Origin of the sequence: Vibrio sp. Vb1729 (assembly GCF_033338655.1) — a bacterium.
In the GTDB taxonomy this organism is placed as follows: Bacteria; Pseudomonadota; Gammaproteobacteria; order Enterobacterales; family Vibrionaceae; genus Vibrio; species Vibrio alginolyticus.
Genome location: NZ_JAWOTB010000050.1, coordinates 53,956 through 72,587, shown reverse-complemented (window position 1 = coordinate 72,587; position 18,632 = coordinate 53,956). Strand labels below are relative to the sequence as shown.

Sequence of the window (18,632 nt, the reverse complement as noted above, 5' to 3'; positions counted from 1 at the left end):
GATTATCCTTGGTTTTCAGGCAAACAGTTCATTGAACCAGGATGCTGAGTCACAACGTCGGTGAACAAGAACGGAGGAACGCTAGAGAACAAAGTGACTGGCTCTGCGATACTTGGCGCTGCCAGTGAGCTGTATTGCTCCCAATCTTCAATACGATCAGGGCTCGCCTTCACTTTCTGCACCCAATTTAGGAACGCAGCACGATCAGACATTGCTGAAGCTGTGAACTTCATTTGCGAAAAGCCTTCGCCGCTGTAGTTCGATGCAAAACCCTTGTAGTCACCTTCGTGGTTCGCTATCAGGTTGAGCTTGGTTACCATTCCTGGCATCGCGTAGATCTGTGTACCTAAGCGAGGGATGAAAAACGCGTTCATAATGTTGTCCGAAGTCAGTTTGAACTGCACTGGCACGTCTTTCGGGAACGCCACATAGTTTACCGTCGCAATGTTTTCTTCTGGATAGATGAACAACCATTTCCAATCGAGTGACACCACTTCGATGGTCATTGGTTTAACATCACTTTCCAATGGTTTGGAGGGCTCTAGTTCATGAGTCGAACGCCATGTGATCGTCGCAAGAATCGCAATGATGATGATTGGAATTGTCCATACCACCACTTCGATTTTGGTCGAGTGTGACCACTCGGGTGCGTACTCTTCTTCAGTGTTAGAGGCGCGGTATCGGTAAGCGAAGTAAATCGTCATTAAAATCACAGGGATTACAACGATCAACATCAGCAAAAGAGCAGTAATAATTAACTCTTTTTCTTGCACACCAATGGCACCTTTGGGGTCAAGTAAAGCTGAATTACATCCTGAGAGCATAAGTATGACGGACGCCAAACTTCCCCTCGACAAGATGCGTTTATATCTTGAGGCTTCCATTAACTTTCTCGATGGTTGTCTGGTTTCAAAGCAGATGCCAATCAAAGTAAATAAGAGCTCACAAATAGCGCAGAGGTAATGTATGAGAACAAGAAAAAACCTCGATAAGTAGTTATTCTACTTACAATTTTTCAACTTCGTCATCAAGCATTTAACCAGCTAGAATGAACCGTTATTTGCTACGATACGATTGGTATCAAGCCAAGAACCAGTTGTTATAGTCATTAGAATGTTTATGTGTTGAGCATGAGTAACGTCGGGTTCAGAGCGAAACAAAACGGAATTGAGTGGAGATCAAAACCACACTCTTAGTGTGAGTTTATTGTTACACTTTGAAACACTATGTTACATTTGGCGCATTATGAGGAGTAAAAAGTTAAAGCTCATTAGCCACAACTGGAAACTAACCTTCCATTAATGGAAGTTACACACTTTAAATAGAATATTAACCTCAACACGAATTTCTCGTGCTTCAACAATTAATTATTTAAAAACAAATAGTTGAAACTTAAAATTGATGAGACTGACTATCAACTTCATTTACGCAGATAGCCTTAATGAGAAGCGGAAACTAAAAAACAAAAAGTGTGATCAACATCAAATTAATGATTTCACTTAATATTTGAGTGGTATTTACATCTCTTTATTGGATTGTGAGAAATCATTCTCAAGGTAAATCCAAACATAAGTTGTAAATACATTTGGGTTGCGCAGAATTGGCACTCCACAACATAGAAAATGCTGAAATGGAAAGAAACTTATTATTCAGGTCTATCAGAGCCTTATTTCAGTAGTCACTTACATACGAATACCGCCATCCACTTCTAAAACCCTGCCAGTAAAGTAATCACTCTCAATAATGTATTTTACTGCATGCGCGATTTCGCTTGTTTCGCCCATCCTGCCAACTGGGATCATCTTTTCTAATCGCTCTATGGCTTCGGGTTTCATTTGCTCTGCCATCGCGGTGTGTACTACACCTGGTGCAACCGCCGCCGCACGAATACCGTATCTTGCGAGCTCACGGGCCCATGTTGTCGCCATGGTCGCGACCGCCGCTTTTGACGCAGAATAATTGGTTTGTCCGATATTTCCTGCTCTCGCAACACTAGAAATATTGATGATAACGCCTTGGGATCCACTCTCAATCATCTTGACGGCAGCTTCACGCCCACACAAAAATGTTCCTGTCACGTTAACGTTCATGACCAAATTGAATTGATCCAAAGACATCTTACTGATCACGCCATCTTTTGCTTTTACAAGTAACCCATCTCTTAATACGCCAGCGTTATTGACTAACCCATTGAGTTGACCAAAATCTTGGATAATCGCTTCAAACGTGGTTTCAACGTCGATTTCGTTGGTAACATCCACTTGATATGTCAACGCTTTCGCACTCAGCATTCGACACTGCTCTTGTGTTTCCATTAAGCCACTGGCGTTTACATCCAACAACGCTAAATCAGCGCCAGCTTGAGCAAGGGTAATGGCCATCATTTGCCCAAGCCCCTGCCCTGCTCCTGTAATGGCAATAACACTACTTTTTATGTCCATATTGGTGCACTCCATAGCTCGTAATGTTCTCTATCTCAACCAGTCTAAGTTGGCCGAAATGATGCGCGTTTTACGTCACCATCTCGGGCTGGTTTGTCACAAAACTCGGTCTAGCCTTTCTTACTCTTGTATAACTCAAATAAGCTTGAGAAATCGAGTTCGCCGTGGCCGCTCGCGTTGTGGAAAGAATATAAGTTGCGCGCTAACGACCCCATCGGAACCGAAGAATGTGTTTGTAACGCCGCATCTAACCCCAAGCCGAGATCTTTCAGCATGAGTTTGCTCATAAAGCCCGGTTGGTAATCGTGACTGGCTGGCGCACTGTCCATCACGCCTGGGCAAGGATTGTAAAGCTCCAATGCCCAATTTCGGCCAGAGCTTTGCAGCATGATGTTTGATAGCACTTTTGGATCGAGTCCATGATCGATACCTAGGTTTAATGCCTCGCACGTACCAGACATTAAAATGCCGAGCATAAGGTTGTTACAGATTTTCGCCATTTGACCATCGCCTGCTTTGCCAGCATGGAAAACATTTTTTCCCATATACTGCAAAATGGCATTGGCTTTAGAAAACGCTTGATCCGAACCACCAACAATAAAGGTTAATGTCGCCGCTTTAGCGCCAGCAACGCCCCCCGAAACGGGCGCGTCGACAAACAACACGCGTTTATTTGCCGCTTCATTGGCGACTAATCGCGCAGAGTCCGGATCAATGGTTGAACAATCAATCATCAAGGTACTTGGCGAGACAAGATTGAGGACACCTACGCCACCATGTAAGTCACCAAGATACACGGAACGAACGTGAGACCCTGCTGGTAGCATCGTGATGACTGTGCTAGCACCATCCACGACTTCCTCAATAGAGCTCGCCACCACCGCACCAAAAGGTACTAGTTGCTTTGCGGCTTCGCTATCGACATCGAATACTTGCACGTTAAATCCAGACGCGAGTAAGTTTTGCGCCATCGGATGCCCCATTCTTCCTAAACCGATAAATGCGATGGTACTCATGATCATTCTCCTTATTGACCTAGTGTTTGTTCACCCAAATCAGCAAGCGGATGTTCGTCATCCGGCCAAAGTGAGGTAAACAAGGTATCGATGACATCTTCATCGACTTCACTGACACTGTTAAACATCCAGTTAGGTTCGCCATCCCGGTCAATAAGCCGAGAACGGACGCCCTCTTTAAACTCACCTAATAAGGCACTGCGAACCGACAAACTCAACTCTAAACGGAAGCAATCTGCAAGCGGTAAGCTGTGGTATTCTTTCACTTGTCTGAAGCAAATATGCGCGGTGATCGGACTGCCCGATGCGAACGTTTGTTTCGCGTTTTCTATCCACTGACTGTTCCCGTCGATAGCCATGATTCGCTGTGCTATCGCATTAAGATCAAAGCCTTTGCACGCTTCCTCTATCTGATCTAAGTATGGACAAATTTGCGTGGTTGGTTTGCTATCAATAACCTGTTCTTCCATTAATTGTAGTCGCGCAGTTACCAACTCTTTCGCATCTTCTTTGCCCCACTGGAGCCGCTTTAGCTCATCCAGTAAGGTGGGATACTGCTCTTCCAACAGTAACCAATCGGCCAAACCAATAGTGACAGCGTCACTTGAATTCACCATGGAGCCTGTCAATCCGAGGAATAAACCCACTTGCGGATCTATCTGGCTTAAAAACCACGTACCTCCCACATCAGGATACAGTCCAATATTGATTTCTGGCATAGCAAGGCGTGATGTTGTTGTCACAACTTTATGGCTGGTTCCCATAAAAAGCCCCATCCCACCGCCCATGACAATACCTTCTCCCCAACCGATAATGGGTTTGTTGTAAGTGTGAATGAGATAGTCACACTCATACTCCAACGAGAAATAGTCCGTACAGAACTCTACGATTTTTTCTTTACTCTCGTTATGCATGACGTGATACATAGCTCGAACATCACCACCAGCACAGAATGCTTTTTCTCCAGCGCCAGTCAGTACCACACAAGCCATATGTGGATCATCTTGCCACTTGATAAGCTGATCGTTAAGTTGGACTAACATGTCATACGTCAATGCATTCAATGAAGCGGTGTTGTCTAACGTTGCGATACCAATGCGGTGCACGCCATCTAAGCACTCTATTTCACTAATGGTTACCATCCCTGCCATGTGGCCTCCTATCGGTTTTTCCATTGCGGTGGGCGTTTTTCTAAAAAGGCGCGAACACCCTCAACTTGATCTTCCGTATCAAAAAGATTCAGAAACAACTCTCGCTCTTTCATTAAGCCGTGCTTAAGTGGCGCAGAGCGCATATTTTGAATGAGCGCCTTACATGCGGCGACAGAAGATGGTGACTGGTTCGCAACAGATTCAGCAAGTTCCAGCGCTTTACTTAAAGCTTCACCTTTGGGAACCAACTCCTCAACTAGGCCTAGTTCTTTTGCTTTGTCAGCGCTGACTTGCTCTCCACATAAAATGATACGCTTTGCCCAGCCTTCCCCTACTAACGCTGTGAGGTTTTGGGTACCGCCAGCGCAGGGCAAAAGTCCGACTTTGGCTTCAGGTAAAGCAAGTACCGCTTGCTCTTCAACGACTCGAATATCACAAGCTAATGCCACTTCTAAACCTCCACCCATGGCGTAACCATTAATAGCGGCAATGGAAACACCACGGAATTCCGAGAGCGTTTCAAAGGCTTCACCAAAGCATCGCGCCATGTCTAACGCAACCGCTTTGTCACCGTCAGAAAATAGCTTGAGATCTGCACCAGCAGAGAAAAACTTTTCTCCACTGCCAGTTAAAACCAATGAATAGACCTGCTTATCATCGTTAAGTGTGAGTATCAGCGACTTCAGTGCCTTGAGGCTCTCTGCTGTCCACGTATTGGCTGGCGGGTTGTTCATTGTCACCACCGCAACGTGATTAGTGATCGTATGTTGAATGGCTGCTTGGGTTAATGGCATATCTGAATCCTTTCTCAATGAGCAAATCCAATACTTCGCTACAGCAAGGCCGATTCCTCAGAGAGCAAACGGCGCGCGATGATCAAGCGCATGATTTCGTTCGTTCCCTCCAGAATTTGATGCACACGCACATCTCTGAAATGACGCTCCATTGGATACTCTTTGATGTAACCATAGCCGCCATAAAGCTGCAGCGCTTGGTCGCAAACCTGAAAGCCCACATCGGTTGCGAACCGTTTTGCCATCGCGCAATAAGCCGTGGCATCCGGGTCATTTCGGTCGAGTTTACTGGCGGCATAGCGCACCAACTGCCGCGCAGCCACTAGCTCTGTCGCCATGTCTGCCAATTTGAATTGTAAGGCTTGAAACTGCGCAAGCGGCTTGCCGAACTGCTTACGTTCTTGAATGTACCGTGCCGCCTGATTAAGGGCCTGTTGAGCCGTACCGACGGAGCAGGTCGCAATATTTATACGCCCTCCATCAAGCCCTTTCATCGCAAAGACAAAACCTTGCCCTTCTTCGCCCAGTAAATGGCTAGCTGGAATAACGACATTTTCAAAAGTAACCGCTCGTGTTGGTTGGCTGTTCCAACCCATTTTGGGTTCTTTGCGCCCATAGCTGATACCACCTGTTTGAGCAGGAACAACAAATGCAGACACGCCTTTGGCACCCGCTTCTCCGGTTCGCGCCATCACGACCAAAACATCTGTCTCTCCTGCGCCAGAGATAAAGGTTTTGCCACCATTCAACACGTAAGTATCACCTTTTTTGCTCGCGGTTGTGGTCAACGAAGCGGCATCCGATCCCGCATTAGGCTCGGTTAAGCAATAGGAGCCTAACCACTCCCCCGTAACTAATTTCGGACAGAACTGCGTTTTGGCTTCATCGGTAGCAAAACTGGCTATCATCCAACTCACCATATTGTGGATAGTCATGAAAGCGGTCGTCGACGTACAGCCCATTGAGAGTTGTTCAAAGATAATTGACGCATCCAAACGGCTTAACCCTAAGCCGCCATGTTCTTCTGGTGTGTAGAGACTGAGAAACCCCAGTTCCCCCGCCTCTCTCAATACGTCTTTGGGGAAGATCTGCTTTTCATCCCACTCCGCCGCCATCGGTGCTAAACGCTCATCGGCAAATTGTTGAGCGGTATCGGCAAATGCACGTTGATCTTCATTAAGTTCAAAGTCCATAAAAGCTCCTTTTATTCACTCAGCGCAGTTGGATGGTCAGATTGAGCCCCGTTGGAATATCGTCATCAAACCAACGCGCCGTCACCGTTTTGGTCTCGGTATAAAAACGCACTGCTTGTTTACCATACGCATGTAAATCACCATAGAAACTGCCTCTCCAACCAGTAAAGGAGAAAAATGGTAAAGGGACTGGAATTGGCACATTAATCCCCACTTGACCGACTTGAATGTCATGCTGATATTTTCTCGCAGCAGCGCCATTAGCGGTAAATATAGAAGTTCCGTTGCCGTAAGGGTTGCGATTCACCAACTCAATGGCCTCTTGCAACGTTTCGACTTCCATACAAACTAAAACAGGGCCAAATATCTCTTGCGTGTAAATCGACATGTTCGCTGTTACACCGCTAAACAAGGTTGGGCCAATCCAGTTTCCATCGGGAAAGCCGTCCACTTCACACTGACTGCCATCGAGTTCACACACTGCGCCTTGTTGTTTGCCATCTTCAATTAGGTCCAATACGCGTTGTTTGGCTTGCTCACTGATCAGTGGGCCATAAGCGGCCTGCTCATCATCCCACGGTCCTGGGTGTACTTTCGCCATCGCCAGTTTAAGGTCTGCAATCCATTGTTTTGAATCACCGACAAATACCGCAACAGAAATCGCCATACAGCGTTGCCCCGCAGCCCCAACGGAGGCTCCGATTAGGTTATTCACCACTTGATCTTTGTTTGCATCAGGCATGATCACCATGTGATTTTTTGCACCTGCAAAAGCTTGAACACGTTTAAAATGTTTAGTCCCTGTGGTGTAGATATAACGGGCAACGGGAACCGAGCCAACAAATGACACCGCTCGAATATCAGGATGAGCCAGAAGAAAGTCGACTTGCTCTTTGCGGCCATGAACGATCTGCAACACCCCTTTTGGCGCGCCGGCTTGCTCAAATAGTTCGGCTAAACGAATAGAGGTCAATGGCACTTGTTCGGAGGGTTTGAGCACAAACGTATTGCCCGCAGCGATGGCGATTGGGAACATCCACAACGGAATCATGGCAGGAAAGTTAAACGGCGTGATCCCACAACACACACCTAAGGGCTGAATCATTGAGTAACTATCAATATCCGTGGCAACGTTTTCGACGGTTTCTCCCATCATGTTGCTAGCAATGTTTGCCGCCTGCTCAACCACCTCGATACCACGCCACACATCGCCTTTGGCATCCGCTAAAATCTTACCCGTCTCATGAGAAAGCAGTGTGGCAAGCTCATCATGATGTTCTTTGAGCAAGTGCTGATAGCGAAGCATGACTCTGGCACGCTCGGATACTGCCACTTCCTTCCAAGATTGGAATGTCTCTTTCGCATTATCAATGGCGGCTTCCATCTCGTGCTCTGTGGAACATGGAACGTACGCAATGACATCATTAGTGGCGGGATTGGTTACCTCAACCCAATCCGATGTTTGAGATTCACGAAACTCGCCACCAATAAACAAGGGAACCAAACGAGTCATCATTTACTCCTTTCTGATTTCAATTAAAGCGGTATTTCAATGCCTATCGCCGTGGCTTCTCCACCACCGATACAAAGTGACGCAACACCCCGCATCACTTTTTTGGCTTCGAGATCACCATTGGTGCCTAACGCTTGTAGCTGACGCAAACTGTGAATCAATGTCACCAGAATTCGTGCGCCACTAGCCCCTATCGGATGCCCAAGCGCACAGGCTCCACCTTTAATATTTACTTTGCTCGTATCTAGTCCAAGTTCCGCCACCGCTATTTGTGTCACGACGGCAAAGGCTTCATTGATTTCCCACAGGTCCACTTCATAAATTGACCAATCTAGCTGGAACAGCAGTTGCTCAATTGCGTAGACGGGTGCCAAAGTAAATTCTGCAGGTTTTCTGGCATGTGTAGAGTGCGCCTTGATGATCGCAAGTGGTTTAAGCCCCTGATGACGCGCAGTGTCTTCATCCATAAGCACAAGAGCCGCTGCGCCATCTGAAATGGCACTCGAATTAGCAGCGGTCACCGTACCTTTTTCATCGAATGCAGGTTTGAGTTGAGGAATTTTACCAAGGTCAATCGAGCGAGGGTGCTCATCGTAGTCCAGCACCGCTTGTTCTGACTTGGTATTGAGTGAAACCGGCGAAAGTTCATCGGCAAACAAGCCTCGCTCTTGAGCTTCCAACGCACGTTTTGCCGACATCACGGCCCATTCATCCATTTGCTCTCTGGTGAACTTAAGCCTGTCAGCGACTTGCTGAGCATAAACACCCATTAAGTGCCCTTCGTAAGCATCTTGTAGCCCATCGAGAAACATGTGGTCATACGCAGACTGGTGCCCCATACGCATTCCCTTTCTCGCCTCCCTCAGCAAATACGGCGCATTGGTCATACTTTCCATACCACCAGCAATGGCAGAGCGAATCGTTCCAGCTTTAATGAGATCGTGCGCTAACATGACGCTCTTCATGCCAGAGCCACACACTTTGTTAATGGTGGTACACCCTACACCCAAAGGAAGATCTGCCCCCATAGATGCTTGCCTCGCAGGAGCTTGTCCACACCCTGCTGGAAGCACACATCCCATGAACACTTCATCCACCGAAGTCACATTCACTTCGTGCATTGCCGCCTTGATCGCCAGTGCGCCTAATTGAGGAGCAGAGTAAGTTTGCAACTTGCCTTGAAAGCGCCCAATTGGCGTTCTTTTCGCGCTGACAATCCAGATGTCTTTTCCCATGATTCGCATTCCCTTAAGGTATATGTGAACACTTGGCAGACTGATGACACCCTACATAGAATTACTCACCAAGCGCCGCACCAGCCTTTATCGCCTTTTTCACTAACAAACTTTCATTCCGCGATTTCTTGACGTTTACGTAAGCATAGCACTAGCCTTTACAATGAGATGAAAAAACACACCAAGTAGGCGTTTATATTTCAAAGTTGATGTTCGACCTTCCCATTAAAGGTTCGATTTCCAGAAACTGGATTTTTATTCGAGGTAAGTATGTTATGGAAAAATACAAGATCAGTGACCTCGCCAAGGAGTTTGATATTACTACTCGCAGTATCCGGTTTTATGAAGACGTGGGTCTGATTGAACCAGAGCGAAAAGGCAATATGCGCGTTTATCAACGCAGGGATAGAATTCGCCTCAAACTGATTTTAAGAGGGAAACGACTCGGTTTTTCGTTGGCAGAAATTCGTGAACTTTTTGAGCTCTACGACATGCAACAAACCGAAGGACAGTTATTGAAAATGCTCAATATCATTGAAGAGAAACAAGCCGTCCTACAACAACAACTCAACGACATCAGCGTCGTTATGGCAGAGTTGAATGCCGCTAAGGAGCGTTGTATTCAAACACTCAAAAGCAAGCAGACATAAACGCTATACTCAATTAGCAACACCGCTATCGGCTTTTCCACCTTACCTCTGATACCGGGAGACGTTATGAAAAGCACCTATACCCCACTCAATTTCGGACTTGGTGATACCATCGATATGCTCCGAGAACACGTTAATGCCTTTGCTACGGAACATATTGCGCCCATCGCCGCTGAGATAGACCGCGATAACCAGTTCCCGAATCATTTATGGCCTTTGTTGGGAGAAATGGGGTTGCTTGGTGTGACCGTCGATGAAGAGCTTGGTGGTGCAGGCATGGGATACCTCGCTCATGTTGTTGCCATGGAAGAAATCAGCCGTGCCTCTGCGTCTGTCGCTTTAAGCTACGGCGCTCATTCTAACCTGTGCGTCAACCAAATCTTTCGTAACGGCACGCCTTCTCAACGCGAAAAATACCTTCCAAAACTCATTGATGGTACGCACGTTGGCGCCCTAGCGATGAGTGAGCCCAATGCCGGTTCAGACGTGATAAGCATGCAACTGAAAGCGGAGAACAAGGGCGACCATTTTGTACTGAATGGCAACAAAATGTGGATAACAAACGGGCCCGATGCTGACGTAGTGGTGCTTTACGCTAAAACGGATGTCAGCGCAGGTTCACGTGGCATTACCGCATTCATTATTGAACGTAACTTCGCAGGTTTCACTCATGCTCAAAAGCTGGACAAACTAGGCATGAGAGGCTCGAATACTTGCGAACTTATATTTAACCATTGCGTAGTGCCAAAAGAGAATATTCTTGGCGAGTTGAATCAAGGCGTCGAGGTGTTAATGAGTGGGCTGGATTACGAGCGCGTCGTCCTCGCTGCCGGACCACTCGGGATAATGCAAGCTTGCATGGACATTGTGGTCCCGTACGTACATGAACGAGAGCAGTTTGGAAAATCCATTGGCGAGTTTCAGTTAGTTCAGGGCAAGATCGCCGATATGTACTCTCGAATGAGTGCAGCAAAAGCGTATGTATATACCGTCGCAGCGGCTTGTGATCGAGGTAACGCAACACGCAAAGACGCCGCTGGCGCGATTTTGTACAGTGCAGAACTCGCCACACAAATGGCACTCGATGCAATACAACTGCTCGGTGGGAATGGCTACATCAATGAATACCCTGCTGGTCGTTTGCTACGTGATGCAAAGCTTTATGAAATCGGCGCGGGTACCTCAGAGATTCGCCGCATGTTAATAGGCCGAGAACTGTTCGAAGAATCTCGCTAACGGAACATACGACAAGGAAGTCATTATGGCCATTATCAAAAGTAAAACTAAGCCAACTGACGAGTTATTTCTTTCCAATAAAGCTGCGATGGAAACGTTGGTCACTCAACTGAATCAACACATCGATACCATCAAACAGGGAGGCGGTGAAAAAGCCATTCAGCACCAGAGGCAAAAAGGAAAACTCCCAGCCCGAGAACGCATCGCGCGCTTGCTTGATGACAACACTGACTTTCTTGAAATCAGCCAGTTTGCCGCCTGGCAGGTGTATGACGAAGCGATCCCATGCGCTGGCGTTATCGCCGGCATTGGTATCATAGAGGGAATTCAATGCATGGTTATCGCCAACGATGCTTCGGTAAAAGGTGGAACCTACTACCCACTCTCGGTAAAAAAACACCTAAGAGCGCAAGAGATTGCCCAACGTTGCCAACTCCCCTGCGTGTACTTGGTGGACTCCGGTGGCGCAAATCTCCCTCATCAGTCCGACGTCTTCCCCGACAAAGAACACTTTGGTCGCATTTTCTTTAACCAAGCGAGAATGTCAGCGAAAGGCATTCCCCAAGTTGCTGTTGTGATGGGGCTTTGCACTGCTGGGGGCGCGTACGTTCCTGCCATGGCGGATGTCTCCATTATGGTTAAAGAGCAAGGCACCATTTTTTTGGCGGGGCCACCTTTGGTGAAAGCGGCCACTGGCGAAGTCGTGACGGGTGAAGAGCTCGGCGGTGCAGACGTGCATTGTCGGAAATCTGGTGTCGCAGATTATTACGCTGAAAATGATGAACATGCCCTAATGCTTGCGAGAGAAGCCATTGCCAATGCCAATAGAACAAGACCTGTTAAGCCAGAAAACACCGTACTTCCTCCCCGCTACGACGCAGAAGAAATCTACGGAATCGTGAATGCAAACTTACGACTGTCATTCGACGTTCGAGAAATTATTGCCCGCATCGTCGATGATTCTGATTTCGACGAATTCAAATCCTTGTACGGCAGAACGCTAGTGTGTGGCTTCGCTCGTATTCAAGGACACTTGATTGGTATTGTGGCAAACAACGGCATCTTGTTTTCTGAATCGGCACAAAAAGGCGCGCACTTTATTGAGCTGTGCGCCAAACGGAAAATACCGCTTCTCTTTCTCCAAAACATTACCGGCTTTATGGTCGGAAAAAAGGTTGAAGAAGAAGGCATCGCAAAACATGGCGCCAAGTTAGTGATGGCCGTCGCTTGTGCTGACGTGCCGAAGTTTACCGTGATCATCGGTGGATCGTACGGCGCTGGTAATTACGGCATGTGCGGCCGAGCGTATGATCCAACCATGATGTGGATGTGGCCGAACGCGCGTATTTCTGTGATGGGCGGAGAACAAGCAGCAGGCGTTTTAACACAAGTTCGAAAAGACGCGAAGGAACGTCAGGGGGAAGCGTGGTCAGAGCAAGAAGAGCACATTTTTAGAGAATCGATCATAGACTTGTATGAAACACAAGGACATCCCTATTTTGCGAGTGCTCGGCTATGGGATGACGGAATTATTGACCCTAAAAAAACGCGTCAGGTGTTGAGTCAAGCGTTAATGGCAGCATTAAACGCCCCCATTCCTGATAGCGAGTTTGGCGTCTTCAGAATGTAAACATCCAAAGATGAATTAAGGAAGTTAGTATGCAGGAAATGCAACCAAGCATTATTCCCAACGCCCAAAGGCAAGATGATGTTCTTTGGCATGTCGATGATAATGGCGTAGCGACCATTACCCTAAACAGAACAGCCAAACACAATGCTTTTGACGCTTGTACGATCGACTTGCTGATCCACCGCCTAGATTATCTCGCTTTACGAACGGATGTGCGGTGCTTGGTATTAAGAAGTAACGGTAAGCATTTTTCATCCGGGGCCGATTTGAATTGGATGCAGTCGATGGCCGACAGCACGAGGCAAGATAACTTCATTGATGCCCAAAACTTGGCAAGACTCATGGAAACATTAGATTCGTTCCCTCAACCCACCATCGCAGTTGTTCAAGGTTCCGCTTATGGTGGTGCTTTAGGGTTGATTTGTTGTAGTGATATCGCCATCGCAAGCCAAAGTGCCAACTTTTGCTTAAGTGAAGTTAGGCTTGGTTTAGTTCCAGCAACCATTGCGCCTTACGTCATGCGCGCGATGGGGAATAGACAAGCTAGACGCTATATCTTAAGTGGTGAAGTCATTTCAGCCGAAGATGCCGAACGGTTTGGTATTGTGCACGAAGTGAAAGAAGCCAAACAGCTTGAAAGTGCGGTCGGTAGCGTAATCAAGACTTTACTACTGAATAGCCCAGATGCGATGCGTAAAGCAAAAACGCTCTGCCATCAATGTCATCAAAACCCCATTGATCAACAACTGATTCACTATACTAGCAAGCTCATTGCGGACATTAGAGTATCACCCCAAGGTCAAGATGGGCTGCAAGCGTTTCTTGAAAAACGAAGCCCAAGTTGGGTCACCAAGTCACAGGACAAGTAATGCTACCTTCCAAAGTAAAGATTGTCGAAGTAGGTCCTAGAGATGGGTTGCAAAATGAATCTCCTGTTGCGACCCAAACTAAAATCCGGCTGATCAACTTACTCTCTGATACTGGGTTAACGCATATTGAGGCGGGCTCTTTTGTTTCGCCCAAATGGGTGCCACAAATGGCGGACTCAACAGAGGTCATGAAAGCAATAACAAGGCGAAATCATGTTACTTATTCTGCCCTGACACCAAACCTAAAAGGCTTCGAACAAGCCTTGGAGGCTGGTGCCAATCAGGTCGCGATTTTCACTTCATCATCAGAAGGATTCTGCCAACACAATATCAATTGCTCGATTGCAGAAAGCCTAACTCGCTTCGAACCTGTAATGCGATTAGCCACCAAACACGGCATCCCTGTTCGTGGCTATCTATCCTGCGTTGCCGACTGCCCTTACGATGGCCCGACAGCCCCTAAACAAGTGGCGAGCGTGGTCAAATCACTCATCGATTTAGGGTGTTATGAGGTGTCTCTAGGCGACACAATCGGTACAGGCACGCCAAACCGTATCGCTGCTATGCTGGAAGCCGTCATGTTGGTTGCACCTCTTCCCCAGCTTGCTGTCCATTTCCACGACACATGGGGACAAGCTCTCACCAACATTTATCAGGCATTGAGTATGGGCATCAATACCATCGACAGTAGTGTAGCTGGGCTGGGTGGATGCCCATACGCTCATGGCGCATCAGGAAATGTCGCAACGGAGGATGTACTGTATTTATGCCAAGGGTTAGGAATAGAAACGGGGATCGACTTAGAGCTACTGGCTAAAGCTGGCTGGATGATCAGTGAAGAGCTGGGTCGGCAGCCTACATCAAAAGTGTCATTAGCATTGCGTAACCGCGTATTATCACTTTCGTAGAAGGCCATCCGGCACCTCAAATTCTCCCAACCCAAGTTAATTTGCTCTACTTTCGAGTAGGGAAGCGAAACCGCCCGCCAGTACGATAAATAATTAGAGAAAATAAGATAAGCACACAACCTACTAGTTTATTTGCCGTTAGCACTTCGCCATACCACAGCACGCTCAGAATAACCGTCCAAACTGGTTCTAATATCATAATTAGAGCAGCGTTACCTGCCTGAACAAATTTTTGCCCCATGGTTTGCATTACGTAACGCAAGCTCGTCGCTAATAAGGTACTCAACGCAAACCACCACCAAATAGAGGAGTCCACCTCAGCCGGGAAAGATTCCATAAAAAATGAAACCAACAAACCTAAGCAACCTGCTGAAAAAAGTTGCACGCAAGTAAGCAGCAGCACAGGTAGTTTTTGAGAGTATTTGCTGTTCACATTAAAATGAAGCGCCAAAACCAGTGCTGCACCAAGAAACCACAATTGACTGGCCGATTGTTTCCAGCCACCAACTAAAGAAAGACAAGCAAGACCTAATACAGCGATAGGCAAAGAAAGCCAGAAAATTCGTTGTGGTCGTTGACGAAACATAACCCATGCAACAATCGGCACAAACAGCATGGAAAGGCTCATGATAAATGCGCCTTCCCCAAGAGTATCACTGATAGAAATAGCGTAAATCCATGTCATAACGGCACTGCCTAACAGGAGCCCGACACCACCAGCAGAAAGCACATCTTTTAAGTTTGCTTTCAGCAAAGGTCGGTAACATAGAGGCAGTAAGCTGAGCGAAGCGATAGTAAATCGCGCCCCAATAAAGCCAAAAGGTGGTAAACCCTGTATTGTTTCCTTAGAGAATATCCAGCCAAGTGCCGCGATCATCGTCGTCGCAACCAGAATAACCGTCGCTTTGCGTTCTGAGTTAAACATAAGTACTCACAAAATATGGAACACACAATAGCGCAGCAAGAGAGTTTTACTGCACTATTGTGTAAATTTGAAAGGGGTTTGTGTCGAGCGAAAAAGTGAAAGCCCGATCCTCTCCTGTATTGTTGTCACGCAGATTGAAGTTCTGCTGCTAGATACATTAAATGCAGGCAAAGTCTTAAGGCAAGCCTTTTCGCATACTAAATTACTTTAGCATTCTATACAGCAAGCAAACTGGCTAAAACCTGTACCAGGTGTCGAACTACCTCCCCTTCAAAACGCTTAACTTGACTGCGGCAGGAGTAGTATTGCGACTTCAGCGCTCCTCAATACAGGTTGAATAAGGCGAATTGCTTTTTACCCATCGCCCCGACAATGAAAACTTATTGATTAACTACAACGAGCGGTTAAATTGCTCCACGGCCTCTACAACACGGCTAGCGCCATCTTGTATTTCATTCATCACATTGCCTGCTTTTTCAGAGAGCTCTAGCGTATCTAGTGCTTCTTTTTGGCATTTAGCGATCAGCTTAACTGCGTTATCTGTTCGCTGTAGGTTTTCACTGACCATTGTGACAATTTCATCGGTGGTTGCATTGGTTCTTGTAGCAAGCTGTCTGACTTCATCAGCAACAACGGCAAAACCTCTACCATGCTCACCCGCACGAGCCGCTTCTATCGCCGCATTTAACGCCAATAAGTTAGTTTGGTCAGCGATACCACTGATGCTATTTACCAACTCGCTAATACGCGATGAGTGCGCTTTAAGCTCGTCAATCGCGGTGTTCGCTTGCTGCATTTGCTCGGAAAGTATCTGCATCTTTTCTAACGTTGAGCCTATAACCTCTTGCCCTTGCAGGGTTTGTGTTCCAGTTTCTTGCGAGATTTCATTCGCCAATTGCGCAGCCTGGGCCATTTTCTGTTCCTGCATCACCTGCTGGGTAATATCTGTCGCGAACTTAACGACCTTATAGAGCTCTCCTCTGTCGTTATGGATTGGGTTATATGAAGCCTCTAACCACACCTCTTCACCATAACGGTTAACTCGTTTGAATCGCTCTGATGAAAATTGCCCTTTTGCTAAACGTTGCCAAAACTCACGGTAAGCTTGAGAGCTCGACTCTTCCTGATCACAAAACATGCGATGATGCTTCCCTAGAATCTGATCAAGCGTATAACCCATTGTGTTTAGGAAATTATCGTTGGCTTTTAAAACATGGCCATCTAATGTGAACTCAATCACCGCCATAGAACGACTTAATGCATTTAGCATGTCCTCTTGCTCACGAGATGATTTGATCGTTCGCGTAAGTTCAGAAGCAAAAACAAAAAAGCTTTCTACTTCTCTGTGCTCATTTAAAACAGGCTGGATAATCGTTCTTAACCAGGCTTCCTCACCATTACCTTTCTGTACTTGCAATGCCCCATTCCAGAACACTTTATCTTGGACGGCTTTCTTCATTCGATGAAAGTGATCTGTATTGCGCGAATTTGACGGTACCAATTCAGTAATTGATTTCGTTAAGATCTCATCATCATGTAAGAAAAGTTCTTGCTGTAGCTTAGTATTTGCAGAAGTAATGATGCCTTTACTATCCAATGTTAAGCGGATCATCTCTTCATCTAAACTGGTTTGGATTTGCTGCAGGATTTGCAACTCCTGCTTTAATCGTTGATTTTCTTGTTGAAGCGACTTATTAAAAAACATGACTTTCTCTCATTTGACCGACCTTCGGATTAGTCAAAGGTTTATTATTTGTATACCGAATAAACTGCAAGCGGCAAAATCGTTTGGTTGCATATTCAAACGCGATTTCTATTTCTTATCAAAGGACCCCGCAGGGAATACGGCGATTTTTTCTCCAGTGTAACCTAAGCGCAGTATACTGAAATTTCTTCAGCGCCCAAGCTGTTTATATATTTATCAATATTAAAGCTCTTTATCGCCAATTTGAGGTTTGTATTTGTGGATATACTTATATGGAGAAGTGGTGTGTTCAGATCAATAAGCCTTTTCATTTAAAAAAAGGGCCTTGACTTAGTTCCAATAATTTTCGCCATTTTACCGCTTTTCCACCCGACTTTTGAGCGATTACCCACTCCTTATTCGCTTGTATTTCTATTAACAACGCACGGAGGAACCAGCAACAAGCGCATCGATTTGCCCAGTATCAATACGTTGTGGTATCCGCTCATTCAGTTTGCCGTGAAGGTGATGAATCACCACCTCACCAGTCGACTCGTCACGATCAGAAATGAGGCAATGAGGTAATGAGGTAATGAGGTAATGAGGTAATGAGGTAATAACGCATGACACCAGAGATTACATTATGTGTCCAACATTGTGCCCACTCCTAAGTTTCATAACTTCCTTCCCTCGGACGCTTCTATCTCTCACCACAGCAACTATGCTTTAAACGACATGTATTCAATTGTCTAGCTTCAACATATGAAGGTTAAGTGAACATAAACAAGCGAAGGAAACAGGGCCATGGAAGTCGATAAAAATGATAAGTTAACAAAAAAATTACAGATAGTGATTCATTGGTCTGTAAGAGTATTGTCGATAGTTATGTTGTTTGTAATCGTCATGGGTGTGATAGATGTTGCATGGACGATATATCAAAAACTTATCACGCCACCTAAACTCATTCTGACGATTTCAGATATGCTAGCCACTTTTGGTGCTTTTATGGCCGTTTTAATTGCTATTGAAATTTTCATCAATATAACTATTTACCTGAGAGAAAATGTTATTCATGTAAAAATCGTCATGGCCACCGCGCTGATGGCAATCTCCCGAAAGGTCATTATTATAGACTTTGAAACCTTGTCTCCAATGTACCTGATTGGAATTGCGGCTGTAGTTCTTAGTATGAGTCTTGGTTACTGGCTGATCCATAAACTGCCCAATAAGAGCCATACTGAATAAACTTCTCAGCCTCCCGACTTTTCAGATACTCTCACGGCATGAAAAAGTCTTGTCTTGGCACGTTGAAGCTAATAAATTCCTCCATGCTAGGCTCTATATACTGCGAGACTACAAGATTATAGAGTAGTGCCTAAGCGGAGAA

17 protein-coding genes and 1 pseudogene are annotated in these 18,632 nt (G+C 46.1%); 6 read left to right on the top strand and 12 right to left on the bottom strand.

Features of this window, described 5'->3' with window-relative positions; genetic code table 11:
* Positions 1-2: 2 nt before the first annotated feature.
* The 8 genes from cyoA to R7E29_RS21720 all read right to left on the bottom strand — a co-directional run bounded on the left by cyoA (position 3) and on the right by R7E29_RS21720 (position 9,343).
* Positions 3-884, bottom strand: a complete 882-nt coding sequence (cyoA, locus tag R7E29_RS21755) for a ubiquinol oxidase subunit II (RefSeq protein WP_005388604.1) — start codon at positions 882-884, stop codon at positions 3-5.
* A 798-nt stretch (positions 885-1,682) separates the two neighbouring features.
* Positions 1,683-2,441, bottom strand: a complete 759-nt coding sequence (locus tag R7E29_RS21750) for an SDR family oxidoreductase (protein WP_005375778.1) — start codon at positions 2,439-2,441, stop codon at positions 1,683-1,685.
* Between the two features lie 110 nt (positions 2,442-2,551).
* Positions 2,552-3,457, bottom strand: a complete 906-nt coding sequence (mmsB, locus tag R7E29_RS21745; protein ID WP_005375775.1) for a 3-hydroxyisobutyrate dehydrogenase — start codon at positions 3,455-3,457, stop codon at positions 2,552-2,554.
* 11 nt (positions 3,458-3,468) lie between these two features.
* Positions 3,469-4,608 (bottom strand): enoyl-CoA hydratase/isomerase family protein, encoded by a 1,140-nt coding sequence (locus R7E29_RS21740; RefSeq protein WP_054576784.1) that lies wholly within the window; start codon positions 4,606-4,608, stop codon positions 3,469-3,471.
* An 8-nt stretch (positions 4,609-4,616) separates the two neighbouring features.
* Positions 4,617-5,402, bottom strand: a complete 786-nt coding sequence (locus tag R7E29_RS21735) for an enoyl-CoA hydratase (RefSeq protein ID WP_054576785.1) — start codon at positions 5,400-5,402, stop codon at positions 4,617-4,619.
* Positions 5,403-5,440: 38 nt separating this feature from the next.
* Complete coding sequence (locus R7E29_RS21730; RefSeq protein WP_054576786.1) at positions 5,441-6,595, bottom strand: acyl-CoA dehydrogenase family protein; 1,155 nt, start codon at positions 6,593-6,595, stop codon at positions 5,441-5,443.
* Between the two features lie 19 nt (positions 6,596-6,614).
* Positions 6,615-8,108, bottom strand: a complete 1,494-nt coding sequence (locus R7E29_RS21725; protein ID WP_031781134.1) for a CoA-acylating methylmalonate-semialdehyde dehydrogenase — start codon at positions 8,106-8,108, stop codon at positions 6,615-6,617.
* Between the two features lie 23 nt (positions 8,109-8,131).
* A complete protein-coding gene (locus R7E29_RS21720) occupies positions 8,132-9,343 on the bottom strand; it encodes a thiolase family protein (protein WP_005375769.1) in 1,212 nt (403 codons plus the stop codon).
* 275 nt (positions 9,344-9,618) lie between these two features.
* Here R7E29_RS21720 and R7E29_RS21715 point away from each other — a divergent pair, with 275 nt between their 5' ends.
* The 5 genes from R7E29_RS21715 (at position 9,619) to R7E29_RS21695 (ending at position 14,636) form a co-directional block, all read left to right on the top strand.
* A complete protein-coding gene (locus R7E29_RS21715; protein WP_017821195.1) occupies positions 9,619-9,993 on the top strand; it encodes a MerR family transcriptional regulator in 375 nt (124 codons plus the stop codon).
* 66 nt (positions 9,994-10,059) lie between these two features.
* On the top strand, positions 10,060-11,229 hold the full coding sequence (locus tag R7E29_RS21710; RefSeq protein ID WP_033906946.1) for an isovaleryl-CoA dehydrogenase: 1,170 nt from the start codon (positions 10,060-10,062) through the stop codon (positions 11,227-11,229).
* A gap of 25 nt (positions 11,230-11,254) precedes the next feature.
* Positions 11,255-12,859, top strand: a complete 1,605-nt coding sequence (locus tag R7E29_RS21705) for a carboxyl transferase domain-containing protein (protein ID WP_053349986.1) — start codon at positions 11,255-11,257, stop codon at positions 12,857-12,859.
* Positions 12,860-12,888: 29 nt separating this feature from the next.
* Entirely contained in the window at positions 12,889-13,728 is an 840-nt protein-coding gene (locus R7E29_RS21700; RefSeq protein ID WP_054576787.1) for an enoyl-CoA hydratase-related protein, read from the top strand.
* Positions 13,728-14,636, top strand: a complete 909-nt coding sequence (locus R7E29_RS21695) for a hydroxymethylglutaryl-CoA lyase (RefSeq protein WP_053349987.1) — start codon at positions 13,728-13,730, stop codon at positions 14,634-14,636. Before R7E29_RS21700 ends, R7E29_RS21695 begins: the two co-directional genes overlap by 1 nt.
* Positions 14,637-14,682: 46 nt before the next feature.
* Here R7E29_RS21695 and R7E29_RS21690 read toward each other — a convergent pair whose 3' ends face one another.
* The 4 genes and pseudogenes from R7E29_RS21690 to R7E29_RS23115 form a co-directional block, all read right to left on the bottom strand.
* Positions 14,683-15,561: a DMT family transporter gene (locus R7E29_RS21690; RefSeq protein ID WP_054576788.1), complete on the bottom strand. Its 879-nt coding sequence runs from the start codon at positions 15,559-15,561 to the stop codon at positions 14,683-14,685.
* A 391-nt stretch (positions 15,562-15,952) separates the two neighbouring features.
* Positions 15,953-16,357 (bottom strand): methyl-accepting chemotaxis protein, encoded by a 405-nt coding sequence (locus tag R7E29_RS23125; RefSeq protein WP_372082083.1) that lies wholly within the window; start codon positions 16,355-16,357, stop codon positions 15,953-15,955.
* A 129-nt stretch (positions 16,358-16,486) separates the two neighbouring features.
* Positions 16,487-17,173, bottom strand: a pseudogene (locus R7E29_RS23120) (PAS domain-containing protein); the annotation flags it as partial.
* 507 nt (positions 17,174-17,680) lie between these two features.
* A complete protein-coding gene (locus tag R7E29_RS23115; protein WP_146106997.1) occupies positions 17,681-17,875 on the bottom strand; it encodes a hypothetical protein in 195 nt (64 codons plus the stop codon).
* 174 nt (positions 17,876-18,049) lie between these two features.
* Between R7E29_RS23115 and R7E29_RS21675 the strand changes: the two genes are divergently transcribed.
* Positions 18,050-18,490 carry a phosphate-starvation-inducible PsiE family protein gene (locus R7E29_RS21675; RefSeq protein WP_005375731.1) on the top strand — a complete coding sequence of 147 codons (441 nt, stop codon included), beginning with the start codon at positions 18,050-18,052 and terminating at the stop codon, positions 18,488-18,490.
* Positions 18,491-18,632: the final 142 nt, after the last annotated feature.